This window comes from Ensifer sesbaniae, from assembly GCF_013283665.1.
GTDB classification, from domain to species: domain Bacteria; phylum Pseudomonadota; class Alphaproteobacteria; order Rhizobiales; family Rhizobiaceae; genus Ensifer; species Ensifer sesbaniae.
The window spans coordinates 1,544,959-1,557,661 of record NZ_JABEKU010000001.1; the positions used below are offsets into that span (position 1 = coordinate 1,544,959).

The following is a 12,703-nucleotide window of genomic DNA, read 5'->3' on the forward strand; positions in this document are numbered from 1 at the left end:
GTTTTTCAGTAGTGTCCATGGGGGATTTTATGACCAATGCATCGCGCGTGGCGGTATTTGCCGCCGTCCTTCTCGCTTCCGCGGCTTTTCCCGCGGCGGCCGAGCCCGTATTCAACCGGATTGCATCCTTCGCCGTTGCCGACAATCTGCCTGAGGGTGACGCGCGCAAGGCGCCGACGTCGGCCGAGATCATCGCGGCCAGCGAGGACGGCAATACGCTGATCTATTCGGACAGCCCGGGCAAGCGCGTCGGCCTGATCGACATCACCGATGCCAAGGCGCCGAAGGCTGCCGGCACGATCTCTTTCGATGGTGAGCCGACCTCCGTCACCGTTGCCGGCGCCAAGGCGCTCGTTGCGGTCAACACGCGCGAAAGCTTCGTCAAGCCCTCCGGTCTTCTCGCCGTGGTCGATCTCGCCTCCAAGAAAGTTGCGGCAACCTGTGACCTCGGCGGTCAGCCGGACTCGGTCGCCGTCAACAAGGATCGCACGCTTGCAGCGATTGCCATCGAAAACGAGCGTGACGAGGAAGTGAACGAAGGCAAGATCCCGCAGATGCCGGCTGGCGATCTGGTCATCCTGTCGCTGAAGGACGGTATCGCCGATTGCGGCTCGCTGAAGCGTGTGACGCTGACAGGTCTTGCCGAAATCGCTGGCGAGGATCCGGAGCCGGAATTCGTCTCCTTCAACGGCAAAGACGAGATTGCGCTGACGCTGCAGGAAAACAACCACATCGTCATCATCAACGGCAAGACCGCGACGGTGAAGACGCATTTCTCCGCCGGCACGGTTGACCTCAAGAACATCGACACCAAGCGCAACGGTGCGATTGCCTTCAAGGACGAACAGCCGGGCCGCAAGCGCGAGCCGGACGCCGTGAAGTGGCTCGACGACAACCGGATCGTCGTCGCCAACGAAGGCGATTACGAAGGCGGTTCACGTGGTTTCACGATCTTCGATACGACCGGCAAGGTCCTCTACGAATCGGGTGCGAGCTTCGAGCATGCCATTGCCGCGATCGGCCACTATCCAGAGAAGCGCTCTTCTGCCAAGGGCGTCGAGCCCGAGGGCCTGGACGCGGCGAAGTTCGGTGACGACAACCTGTTCTTCCTGCTCTCGGAGCGTGCTTCGGTCGTTGGCGTCTACAAGGACACGGGTGCGGAGCCTGAACTGCTGCAGTTGCTGCCGTCGGGCATCTCGCCGGAAGGTGCCGTCGCCATTCCGTCGCGCAATCTGCTTGCGACCGCAAATGAAGTCGACCTCGTCGAGGACGGCGGCGCGCGTTCGCACGTGATGATCTACGAGCGCGCTGAAGGCGAGGCAACCTATCCGCAGATCCGCTCCGCCGAGAAGGACGGCCTGCCGATCGGCTTCGGCGCACTCTCCGGTCTCGCTGCCGTCTCGGACAAGCCGGGCTTCCTGCGTGCCGTCAACGACTCGGTCTTCTCGTCGCAGCCGACGATCTTCACGATCGACGCAACGCAGAAGCCGGCTCTCATCACCGAAACGCTCACAATCACCCGGGACGGCGCGCCGGCTCAGAAGCTCGATATCGAGGGTATCGCCAATGACGGGGAAGGGGGCTTCTGGCTCGCATCGGAGGGCAACTCCGACAAGCTCTACAATCACGCGATCTTCCACGTGAACAAGAAGGGCGAGATCAAGGAGGAAATCGCCCTGCCCGAGGCGCTGCGTGCCGGCGAAACCCGCTTCGGCTTCGAAGGCATCACCGTCGTTGGCGAAGGTGACGACCAGACGCTGTGGATGGCTGTCCAACGCGAATGGAAGGATGACGAGAAGGGCTTCGTCAAGCTCGTTTCCTATAAGCCGAAGAGCGAAGAATGGGGTGCGGTGCGCTACCCGCTGGAAAAGGCCGGTGACGGCTGGGTCGGCCTCTCGGAAATCTCCGTGCATGGCGACTACGCCTATGTCATCGAGCGCGACAACCTGATCGGCCAGGCAGCCAAGCTCAAGAAGATCTATCGCGTCGCGCTGACGGAACTGAAGCCGGCAGCACTCGGTGGCGAACTGCCGGTCATCAAGAAGGAAGAGGTACGTGACCTCATTCCGGACCTGAAGGCGCTGAACGGCTACCTCGTCGACAAGGTCGAAGGCTTCACCGTCGACGCCGCCGGCAACGGCTACGTCGTCACCGACAACGACGGTGTCGACGACTCCTCCGGCGAAACCTTGTTCTTCTCCATTGGCGCCATCAACGCGATGTAAGCGTTACGCCCGGAGAAAACGGAAGAGGCCGAGACATGACGTCCCGGCCTCTTTCAGTTTCGGCACTGTGTTACCCGATCGAGGAGCCGCGGTCAGCGGGCAACAGCGATCTGTGCTGCCTCTTCGGCTTCGTCCTTGCGCTTGCGGATCTCGTCCGTCCGGTCCACCAGCTTGCCGACGATGTCGTAGAGGGCGTCGAGTTCCTCGTCGTCGAGCGCCGAGAAGATTTCCTCGAGCAGTTGCTTGCGTGGATGTTCGGCGGCCTCGAGAACGATGCGGCCGGTTTCGGTGATCGAGACGATCTTGGCGCGCCGGTCTTCCGGGTCCGGCTTGCGCATGACCAGGCGGTCACGTTCGAGACCGTCGATGGCTTCGGTGACCGTGCGCGGCGCGAAGTTCAGCGCGCAGGCGATATCGGTCGAGCGACAGGGGCCGAGCTTGCTGAGGAAGAAGAGGAACTTGCTCCGTGCCAGCGATACGCCTTCTTCGGTCATCGATTCGTTCACCAGCCGGTGAACCCGATGGTAGAGCTCGAACAGTCTGTCGGAAACTTCGAATGTCTTCTTCATGATCGTCATTGGAATTTCATGAGGTGCCATGTGAAATGGCAGTAACATTAGTGATAGTTACAATTACCGCATTTGTCGACACAAACCTCCGGGACTTCACGGTAAGCACCGGGCAGGCAAAGAAACGGCCACCGTTTCCGGCGGCCGTTTCTGTTGGTTCGTCAAGATTTTCGTATCCCGCACATCGGCTACGACCACTCGTCCACTTCACGGTCGACTGCGATGTCTCCGGCGCGAGCCCGCGAAAACCAGGCTCGGACCTGCGCGATGGTTATGCCGCTCGGCGCGTCGAGCCGGCGGACGGCGCGTAGCCGTAGGCCTGAGTTTCTTCCAGCGTGAAGCGGGCGATCAGTTCGCGCAGGCGGCCAGCTTCATGGGCAAGCGTGGCGCTTGCCGCATTGGCTTCCTCGACCATGGCGGCATTCTGCTGCGTCACCTGATCCATCTGGTTCACGGCCATGTTGACCTCCGACAGTCCGGCCGACTGCTCCTGCGCCGAGACGGCGATCGCATCCATATGCTGGTTGATCGTGATGATGAAGCCTTCGATGGTGCGCAGAGCCTCGCCGGTTTCGCGCACGAGCCGGACACCACTTTCGACTTCGACGGCGGAGTTGCGGATCAGGTCCTTGATCTCCTTGGCCGCATTGGCCGAGCGCTGGGCAAGTTCGCGCACTTCCTGGGCGACGACGGCAAACCCCTTGCCGGCATCACCGGCGCGGGCCGCTTCGACGCCGGCATTCAGCGCCAGGAGGTTCGTCTGGAAGGCGATCTCGTCGATGACGCCGATGATGTTCGAGATCTGGCTTGACGAATGCTCGATCCGGCCCATGGCATCGACGGCGCCCGAGACGATCGCGCCGGACTTGCGGGCGCTTTCGTTTGCCTGGCTGGCCACGGCGCGGGCCTCGTTGGTGCGCTTCGACGAATTGCCGACATTGACGGTGATCTGGTCGAGGGCGGCGGCGGTCTCTTCCAGCGAAGCGGCCTGCTGCTCGGTCCGGCGCGACAGGTCGTCGGCGCTCTGGCTGACTTCGCGTCCACCGCTATCGATGCTGTCGGAGCTGGCCGAAACGGCGGCAAGCGTGTCGGCAAGCTGGGCGACGGCCTGGTTCAGGTCATGGCGGAGCTGCTCGAAGTCCGGTGCGAAGGGTTCGTTGAGCTGGAAGGCGAGATCGCCGGAGGCCAGGCGGCGCAGGCCGTTGGCCAGGCCGGCCGTCGCTTCCTGGAGGCGGTGCTGGGCCGCGGCTTCCGCTTCTTCGGTCAGACGCAGGCGATCGGCCTCGGCGCGTGCGCGCTGCGCCTCAGCATCCGCTTCGAGTTGCTGGTTGGTGATTGCCGCCTGACGGAAGACTTCGACGGCACGGGCCATCTCGCCGATTTCGTCCTTGCGGGCACCGTAGGGGATGTTGCTGTCCGTGTCGCCTTCCGCGAGGCGCGCCATCGAACGGGTGATGATCTGGATCGGGCGGGCGATACCGCGCACGGCATAGAGAATGGCGCCGATCACGATGATGGCAGCGACAGCGATGACGACCATTTCGATCATGCGGATCTGGTCATGCGTTGCCGAGCTTGCGGCAACCGCGGCATCGGCTCCGGCGACGTTGAGCGCGCGCACTTCCTTGATCGCCTCGTCGACCTTCTGCTCCGTTTCACGCATCTCGACCTTGAAGACGCTCTGCGCCTTCATGTTCTCGAGATTGTTGGAGAGCTTGACCATGCCATCGGCGATGGAGAGGTAGGCTTGGTAGGCAGTGTGTACTTTTTCCAGCGCTGCCTTGTCGGCGTCCGTCACCATCAGTGCCGCATAGTCATCGGCGAGCTTGTTGAAGCCTTCGACGGTCTGGCCGATGACTTTTTCCGCGGCCTTCTTCTCGAAGGGTGTCAGCGAGATCAGGTGGCGTGCAAACGCCATGCGCGTGTCGGAAAGCTGGGTTTCGAGCGCGCGGGAAAGCGAGACACGCGGCAGCCAGGTGGTGGCGATCTCGTTGTTGCGCTCGTTCATCATCTTGATGCCGCCGAGCGAGGAAACCGCAAGCGCCGCGACGATGACGGCGACCACGACGAAAAGGGCAATGAGCGTGTGTGAAATCTTGAGCCGTGACATAGGTTCCCCCCGGAAGGACTGCCGTCCATAATGCTGTACTTGATGAAGTCGTTCCGGCTCTTGATCGTCATGACGGAGCGGATGCCGAAGCAGGAATCATTCCGGTGCCCGGACGCGCTCGGAGCGCAGCCGGCGGAAACCTAGCGAACAAGATGTTACAAAAACCCTAATCGATTAAAGTGAGTATAATCTGATATTTGCAGGTGCTGAGACGGTGCGGTTGATCGTTCGGTTTCGTCAATCCTCACGGGGATCTTCTGCATTGGTCTTGGCTTTACTTGGTTGGCCCAAAATGTGCTCGTCTATCACCGGCCAATCTCCCACGTGGATGAAGGGAGGCAGCTGATTGACGGGCACCGGCTCGCCGGGCATGGTCGGCCATGCCCTTCCGCTTCGTCCATACTGCAGATCTTCATCTCGATTCGCCCCTCCGCAGCCTCGCCCTCAGGAACGCCGACCTCGCGGAGATCGTGCGCGGCGCGTCCCGGCGCGCCTTCCTCAAGATCGTCGATCTCTGCATCGTCGAAAAGGTCGATGCGCTGCTGATCGCGGGCGATCTCTACGACGGCAGCCAGACGTCGATGAACACGGCGCTGTTTCTCGGGCGGGAGTTGCGCCGGCTGGATGAGGCGGGCATCCGGACATTCATCATCCGCGGCAACCACGACGCCCAGTCGCAGGTCACCAACGAGCTTACTTTGCCGCCGTCGGCGCATGTGTTCAAAGGCAAGGCAAAGGCCGTTCTTGCCAAGAGCCTGGCAAGCGGGCGCGAGGTCTACGTGCACGGGGTAAGTTTCGCCAGTCCGCACGCGCCGGAAAGCCTGCTGCCGACCTTTCAGCCGCCGATGCCGGGCGCAGTCAACATCGGCATGCTGCATACCAGTCTTGCCGGCGCCGCTGGCCATGATCCCTATGCGCCCTGCAGTGCCGTCGACCTCGTGGCGCATGGTTTCGACTACTGGGCGCTCGGCCATATCCACCAACGCCAGATCCATGCAACAGGCCGTTTCGTCGTCATGCCCGGCATACCGCAGGGCCGCGACATCAACGAGGCCGGTGTGAAAAGCGTGACGCTGGTGGCGATCGATGACGACGGACGGACCGAGATTGCCGAGATGCCGATCGGGATTGCCAGTTTCGAGCGCCTGCCGGTCGATATCACAGGCCTCTCCGAGTGGCGCGATGTGCTCGATGCGGTCAGGCAGGCGCTTACGCGCGTTACTATGGATACGGCGGCAGAAAACGTGATCCTGCGCGTAACGCTGACAGGGGCGACGCCGCTGGCCTGGCGCCTTCGCCGTGACACGGACCTGTTGCGCGCCGAGATCGACAACATCGCGGCCGGCATCGTCGGTTGCTGGATCGAGAAGCTGGAACTCGCCTGCGGCAGTCCGCTCGCGGAAAAGACGGGTGCAATGGTGGATCCGGTCGATGAACTTGGGGCTCTCGTCGAGGCCGACGTTCTGCCCGCCCACGCCTTTCGCCAGGAGATCCGGGCGGCTGTGGAAGATCTGCTGCAACAACTGCCTCCGGAGCTGCGCCAAGCTTTGGCGCCTGACGAAGATGCGATCGAACGGCTCGCTTTCGAGGCCGGCGCATCGGGAGGTATGGAGGTGCTTGCCCATCTTCATGGCGGCAGCGCCGGCGAGGGCAGCCACTGATGCGGCTACGTGCGCTTGATCTCGTCCGCTATGGCAAATTCACCGATCGCCGCCTCGACTTCGGTGAAAATGCGGCCGACGTGCCCGACCTGCACATCGTCTACGGTCCGAACGAAGCAGGCAAATCGACCCTTTTTTCTGGCTTCCTCGATCTGCTCTTCGGGATAGAGCACTCGAGCCCCTATGGGTTCCTGCATCCCTATCCGACGATGCGCGTCGGCGGCACACTCACGGCGGCCGATCGGACTCACCGCGTGTTCCGGGTCAAACGCAAGACGAACTCGCTGGTTGGCGCAGATGATCAGCCGCTGCCCGACAATCTCTTTTCCGGAACACTGGGCGCAATCGACCGCGACACCTATCAGACGATGTTTTCGCTCGATGACGAGAGCATCGAGAAGGGCGGCGAGGCGATCCTGAAGAGCGAGGGTGAGCTTGGATCACTCTTGTTCTCCGCAAGCTCGGGTCTGCCGGATAGCACGGCGACCCTTGCGGTCTTGCGTGGCCAGGCGGACGCCTTCTATCGGCCACAGGCGCGTAAGCATCAGCTTGCCGAGTTGAAGGCGCAGCTTGATGCTTTGAGGACGGAGCGAAACGCCCTCGATATCAATGCACGCGAATATGCGGCGCTACGCAAGACGCTCGCGCAAGCACGCGACCGTCACGAGGAGGCGATCACACGCCGGGCCGAGCTTCGGGTCGCGCGGACCAGATTGAAGGCTGAGATCGAGGCAATGCCGCATATTGGCCGGCTGCGCGCGCTTCGCATGGAACTGGCGAGCGCGCCGGTGTTGCCGGTTCCGCCGGCTGAATGGGCAACCGAACTGCCGGCGCTGCGCCGCCAGGAGGCGGAGATCGAGGTCAGGCTCCGGCAGAACGAAAGCGAGATGAAGCATCGTCGCGATGCGCTGGAACAATTGCCGCTCGACAAGGAAGGGCTGTGCCTGGCCGAACGGCTGACGGCGCTGCAGGAGACAACACTCGATGCGCGCTATGTTACGGCCGCGCGCGACATGCCGTCGCGATTGGAAGAACTGGCGAGGACGTCGACGGAGATCGCCGGCTGCCTGTTGCGGCTCGGTGAGCCGGCGGACCGCGACCCTGCCGAGCTGCTGCTGCCGGCAGGGGTTGGCGCACGGCTTCAGGATCTCGCCCGCCGGCACTCTGCCCTGGCCGAACGGTGCACGTCCGCCCGGCACGAAGTGCAGGCGGCCGCCGCCGAAAATCGGGTCGCCAAATGTGAACTGGCGCGGCTCGATGGAGAAGGGGGGCTGGCGGATGCCTCGGGCCTTTCCGGGCGGCTGACGCTGCTGCGTCGCAGCGACTGTCTGCTGCGGAAACAGGCAGCCGCGCAGTCGCTGGATAGGCTGGAGGCGGAACTTGCCGACAAGCTGTTGCTGCTACAACCTTTTGCCGGAAACGCCGACGATCTGCTGGCGCTTGGCGTTCCGGCATCCGGAGCGCTTGAGACCTGGCGCAAGGCGGCCGCCACATTGGAGGAACGGCAAGCGCGCCTGTCCGATCGCATCGCCGGCGAGCGGGAACTGCTTGCGGGCGAGGAGGCACGGCTGGACGCGCTGTCTGCCGTCGGCGGCACTCTGGACGATGTTTCGGCCGCGGCGCTGCGTCGCCATCGTGACGAGGCCTGGGAACGGCACAAGGACCAGCTCGTCCATGAAACGGCCGCCGTTTTCGAAGAGGCGATGGGCAGGGATGACGAGGTTACCGCGCTGCGCCTCGCCGAAACAGCGCGGCTCGCCGAGATGCGCGGCCTGTCTCTTTCGCTCGCCGAGCGGCGCGCCCGGCTCGCGGCGCTCCGTGAACAGCAGCAGCGATGCAGTGAGGAAGGGGTGGCCCAGGCGCAGGTTCTCGCAGCCGTCGCTACGTCGTGTGGTTTACCCAGCGTCACGAGCTTGCCGCAACTGGAAGGCTGGCTTGCCGTTCGGACTTCGGCGCTCGAGATCCGCGCGCAATTGCGTATGGCGCGCCTGGAATTTGAGCGGGCACATGCCGAGGAAACCGAAGCGATTCGCGCGCTCAGGGACGAGCTCGCCGGCATCGGCATAAGGGAAGAGTTGCCGGAGCGGCTCGACGATCTCCTGCTGATCGCCGAACGGGTCGTCTCGCAGGCGCAAGCCGCAGCCGCCGCCCGCAACGCGGCCCGCGAGGCGGTGAAGCGCGGCGCAGCGGTTCTTGACGGCCGCCGCGCGACCCTTGATCTTGCCGAGGCCGAGATGGCCGCCTGGAAGGAACAGTGGAGCGCGCTTCTCGCCAAAAGCTGGCTCGCCGAACGCAGCGAACAGCTCGTGCCGGAGCAGATTGGCGCGATGCTCGCCATCCTGCAGGACCTGGACAAGCTCGCACAGCGCAAGGCCGACCTCGAATATCGCGTCGCCGGCATGCGCAAGGATCAGGCGGCTTTCGAGCGCGATATCGCCGGCCTCGCGGGCGCATCCGCGACAGACGATACGTTCGCAACGTTTACGACGCTCAAGGCGCGTGCCGCTGAGGCGCAGCGGATTGCCGACCGTCGGGCGACCTTTCTGTCGGAGCTGGCCCGACTGGAGGAAGAGCGGCGAGGAATCTGTGGTGCACGCGAGCTTCATGGCGCGCGCCGGCGTCTCGTTACTGAGTTCTTCGCGTGCGATACACTCGAGGAAGCCGGGCAGCAGTTCGAAATCGCACGCGAGCAGGAGCGCCTGCGCCAACGTATCGCCGAATTGGAAGCGGATCTCGCAACCCGACTTGGTGTCGCCAGGAGCGAGGAGGCCGAGGCGTTGCTCGCTGAGTTCGATGACGCCGCGGTCCGGCTGGAACTGGCGCGGCTCGACGCGGCGCTCGAAGACAGCGACCGCGACGTCAGCGAATTGCACACGGATATGCGCGGCAAAGAGAAGGCGCTCGCCGATGTCGAAGGCGGGGATACGGTGGCCGAACTCGATCAGAAGCGGCGCACGCTGCTGCTTGACATCGAGAGCAGGGCGCTCGCCTATCTGCGGCTCCGGGCAGGCGTCATCGCGGCGGAAACGGCGCTTCGGCTTTTCCGCGAACGGCACCGCAGCGCGATGATGCGCCGGGCCTCCGAAACTTTCAGCCGCATCAGCGGCGGCGAATATTCCGGCCTGTCGGCGCAATCCGACAGGGGGCAGGAGTTTCTGATCGCCAACGCCGCCGGAGGCGGATCGAAACTTGCCAAGGATCTCTCCAAAGGCACCCGATTCCAACTCTACCTGGCGCTCAGAATCGCCGGTTATCACGAAATTGCGGCAGCGCGCGAATCGCTGCCCTTCATCGCCGACGACATCATGGAGACCTTCGACGACGGGCGCGCCGGCCGCGCCTTCGAACAGATGGCCGCCATGGCGCGGGTGGGCCAGGTGATCTATCTGACGCACCACGAACATCTGTGCGAGATTGCCCGTGCTTCCTGCCCGACTGTGACAATCCACAGGTTATGATAGGGTCGCGGGAAAGGCGGTGCCCGTTCATCGTCACGCACTTTCGCTGAACGGAAGCGCCGCAAACGAAAACCCGGAGGAACGAGAGATGGAAATCATACCCGGTGGATCGAGACCTTCGATGCGCGCTCCGGCGGAGTATTTCACCGGCACCGTGCGGCAGGATCCGCTTATCGAAGCCGCGGATCCGGCGCGGGTCCGCGCCGTCAGCGTTACCTTCGAGCCGGGCGCCCGCACCGCCTGGCACACCCATCCGCTCGGCCAGACACTGATCGTGACTGCCGGCCGCGGCCTGGCGCAAAGCTGGGGCGGCCCGGTGCGCGAGATTCGTACCGGCGATGTCGTATGGTTCCCGCCGGGCGAAAAGCATTGGCATGGTGCCGCGCCCGAGACCGCAATGGTGCATCTCGCGATTCAGGAAGCGCTCGACGGCAAGGCTGTGGATTGGCTGGAGCATGTGACCGACGAGCAGTATCGCGGCGCGTAAGTGCGCGCGGGACGGCGCATGCGGTGAAAATTGGCGGTCGTGTCGACACCTTGCTCGATCGTGATTGTCGGGCCCTGATTCCTGCCCGCTCAAAGCGCAGCGCCCATCTCGAAAAGACTATGAAGGGCAGGGCGCGAGCGGCGCACGAGTACACAACGATGCCGCAAATGTATGGATGTCGATCTTCGGGGAGAAAATGGTGGGCGATGAGAGACTCGAACTCCCGACATCCTCGGTGTAAACGAGGCGCTCTACCAACTGAGCTAATCGCCCTTCCGCATCCGGACCGGATCAGTCCGCCGCGTCGGTGGCCGTGATCTAGGCGTAACCGAAAAAAACCGCAAGAGCATTTGTATCGTTTTTATGATTTTTTTTGCTGCGGGTCGCGCAACGCCCTGAATTGCCGGGGTTCGCGCTTGTGGACAAGAAAGCAGGTTCTTGGCCGTCCCGCGCGGCGGGGGAGGCGAGAGACGAAGATTCGCCGTTCGGCACCATCGCACGGGATGGAAGAGGCGACCGGAGTGGGGCTGTGGCTGCGTCGTGCACGCGATCCAGCCTCCTGAACTTTGCCGTCACCCTGGCCTGTGGATCATTTTTCGTTCCGTCATGGATTTGTCTTCAAACACGCTTGACACCCAAATGCGAACCGCTTAGTTAGCCGCTCATCGAACGGGCAAGCCCGCTCGGTGCCGGGGCGGAAACGCTCCAACCAAGTCAAGATGATGCGGGTGTAGCTCAGTCGGTTAGAGTGCCGGCCTGTCACGCCGGAGGTCGCGGGTTCGAGCCCCGTCACTCGCGCCACTCTTGATCTGGTCCTGCCTGGGCATTCTCATGGATGGCCAATGGTGGTAATAATGATCGTTCGCGGTCATCATGCGCGGGTGTAGCTCAGTCGGTTAGAGTGCCGGCCTGTCACGCCGGAGGTCGCGGGTTCGAGCCCCGTCACTCGCGCCACTTTCCTTTTCAGGTTTCCCTGTTCTTGTGTCGTGCGACTGGTTTTGTGCGCTGCGGCAATCTGTCTCGCATGGCCGCTGTTCACGGTAAAGTCGGTGATGGCCCGTGATTCCGAGCTTTGTCGCGCCCACCCATTCGATCCTGTGTCGTGAACCGGTTTAAATGACCCTTGAAGGCTTGCGCGCAGGCGCGGCCTGCGCTAACCACTCTGGCGTTGCAACATATTTTTCGGCCTGCGAGATCTGTTGTTTTGGTGCTCTCCCATGCGCCCTCCCGCAGGCAGGGACGGATAACAATGACTGAACTTCTCGGTTCCTACGTTCCGATCGCGATTTTCATTGGAATCGCATTGGTGATCGGCCTGGCGCTTCTGATTGCTCCCTTCGCCGTCGCCTTCAAGGCTCCTGATTCGGAAAAGCTGTCGGCCTATGAGTGCGGCTTCAATGCGTTCGATGACGCCCGCATGAAGTTCGACATCCGCTTCTATCTCGTGTCGATCCTCTTCATCATCTTCGATCTTGAAGTCGCCTTCCTCTTCCCTTGGGCGGTTTCGTTCAATGATCTGGGCTGGTTCGGCTTCTGGTCGATGATGGTCTTCCTCGCTGTGCTGACGATCGGCTTTGTCTATGAATGGAAGAAGGGAGCGCTGGAATGGAACTAGTATCCAGCACCACGCTCGTTGCGCCCAAGCCGAAGGGGATCATCGATCCTTCCACCGGCAAGCCGATTGGCAGCAATGACGCATTCTTCGGCGAGATCAATAACGAACTCGCCGACAAGGGTTTTCTCGTCACCTCGACGGACGAGCTCATTAACTGGGCCCGTACCGGCTCGCTGATGTGGATGACTTTCGGTCTCGCCTGCTGCGCGGTCGAGATGATGCAGATGTCGATGCCGCGCTACGATGCCGAGCGTTTCGGTTTTGCGCCGCGCGCCTCGCCGCGCCAGTCCGACGTCATGATCGTCGCCGGCACGCTGACCAACAAGATGGCGCCTGCTCTTCGCAAGGTCTATGACCAGATGCCGGAGCCGCGTTACGTCATCTCGATGGGCTCCTGCGCCAACGGCGGCGGCTACTATCACTATTCCTATTCGGTTGTTCGCGGCTGCGACCGCGTCGTACCCGTCGACATCTACGTGCCAGGCTGTCCTCCCACGGCAGAAGCGCTGCTTTACGGCGTGCTGCTGCTGCAGAAGAAGATCCGCCGGACCGGCACGATTGAGCGCTAAGGGCAGGGG

8 protein-coding genes and 3 tRNA genes are annotated in these 12,703 nt (G+C 62.7%); 8 read left to right on the top strand and 3 right to left on the bottom strand.

Features of this window, described 5'->3' with window-relative positions; translation table 11 throughout:
* The first annotated feature begins 17 nt into the window (after window positions 1-17).
* The gene (locus BHMPCIPO_RS07445) at window positions 18-2,225 is read left to right on the top strand and encodes an esterase-like activity of phytase family protein (protein WP_173516168.1); all 2,208 of its coding nucleotides are present in this window, start codon (window positions 18-20) and stop codon (window positions 2,223-2,225) included.
* Between the two features lie 92 nt (window positions 2,226-2,317).
* Here BHMPCIPO_RS07445 and BHMPCIPO_RS07450 read toward each other — a convergent pair whose 3' ends face one another.
* Together BHMPCIPO_RS07450 and BHMPCIPO_RS07455 are read right to left on the bottom strand one after the other, a co-directional pair.
* Entirely contained in the window at window positions 2,318-2,794 is a 477-nt protein-coding gene (locus BHMPCIPO_RS07450) for a MarR family winged helix-turn-helix transcriptional regulator (RefSeq protein ID WP_173518111.1), read from the bottom strand.
* 271 nt (window positions 2,795-3,065) lie between these two features.
* Window positions 3,066-4,904 carry a methyl-accepting chemotaxis protein gene (locus tag BHMPCIPO_RS07455; RefSeq protein ID WP_173516169.1) on the bottom strand — a complete coding sequence of 613 codons (1,839 nt, stop codon included), beginning with the start codon at window positions 4,902-4,904 and terminating at the stop codon, window positions 3,066-3,068.
* 380 nt (window positions 4,905-5,284) lie between these two features.
* On the opposite strand from BHMPCIPO_RS07455, the gene BHMPCIPO_RS07460 reads away from it, so the two are divergent.
* The 3 genes from BHMPCIPO_RS07460 (at window position 5,285) to BHMPCIPO_RS07470 (ending at window position 10,510) form a co-directional block, all read left to right on the top strand.
* On the top strand, window positions 5,285-6,565 hold the full coding sequence (locus BHMPCIPO_RS07460; protein WP_173516170.1) for a metallophosphoesterase family protein: 1,281 nt from the start codon (window positions 5,285-5,287) through the stop codon (window positions 6,563-6,565).
* Complete coding sequence (locus BHMPCIPO_RS07465; RefSeq protein ID WP_173516171.1) at window positions 6,565-10,023, top strand: ATP-binding protein; 3,459 nt, start codon at window positions 6,565-6,567, stop codon at window positions 10,021-10,023. The genes BHMPCIPO_RS07460 and BHMPCIPO_RS07465 overlap by 1 nt, the downstream gene beginning before the upstream one ends.
* 88 nt (window positions 10,024-10,111) lie before the next feature.
* Window positions 10,112-10,510, top strand: a complete 399-nt coding sequence (locus BHMPCIPO_RS07470) for a (R)-mandelonitrile lyase (RefSeq protein WP_173516172.1) — start codon at window positions 10,112-10,114, stop codon at window positions 10,508-10,510.
* Between the two features lie 197 nt (window positions 10,511-10,707).
* Here the strand turns inward: BHMPCIPO_RS07470 and BHMPCIPO_RS07475 are convergent.
* Window positions 10,708-10,783 (bottom strand) — tRNA-Val (locus BHMPCIPO_RS07475).
* A gap of 451 nt (window positions 10,784-11,234) precedes the next feature.
* Here BHMPCIPO_RS07475 and BHMPCIPO_RS07480 point away from each other — a divergent pair.
* From BHMPCIPO_RS07480 to BHMPCIPO_RS07495, 4 genes are all read left to right on the top strand, one after another.
* Window positions 11,235-11,311 (top strand) — tRNA-Asp (locus BHMPCIPO_RS07480).
* Window positions 11,312-11,387: 76 nt separating this feature from the next.
* Window positions 11,388-11,464, top strand: a tRNA-Asp gene (locus BHMPCIPO_RS07485).
* Between the two features lie 295 nt (window positions 11,465-11,759).
* On the top strand, window positions 11,760-12,125 hold the full coding sequence (locus BHMPCIPO_RS07490) for an NADH-quinone oxidoreductase subunit A (RefSeq protein WP_173516173.1): 366 nt from the start codon (window positions 11,760-11,762) through the stop codon (window positions 12,123-12,125).
* On the top strand, window positions 12,116-12,694 hold the full coding sequence (locus BHMPCIPO_RS07495; protein ID WP_173516174.1) for a NuoB/complex I 20 kDa subunit family protein: 579 nt from the start codon (window positions 12,116-12,118) through the stop codon (window positions 12,692-12,694). The genes BHMPCIPO_RS07490 and BHMPCIPO_RS07495 overlap by 10 nt, the downstream gene beginning before the upstream one ends.
* The last annotated feature ends 9 nt before the right edge of the window (window positions 12,695-12,703 follow it).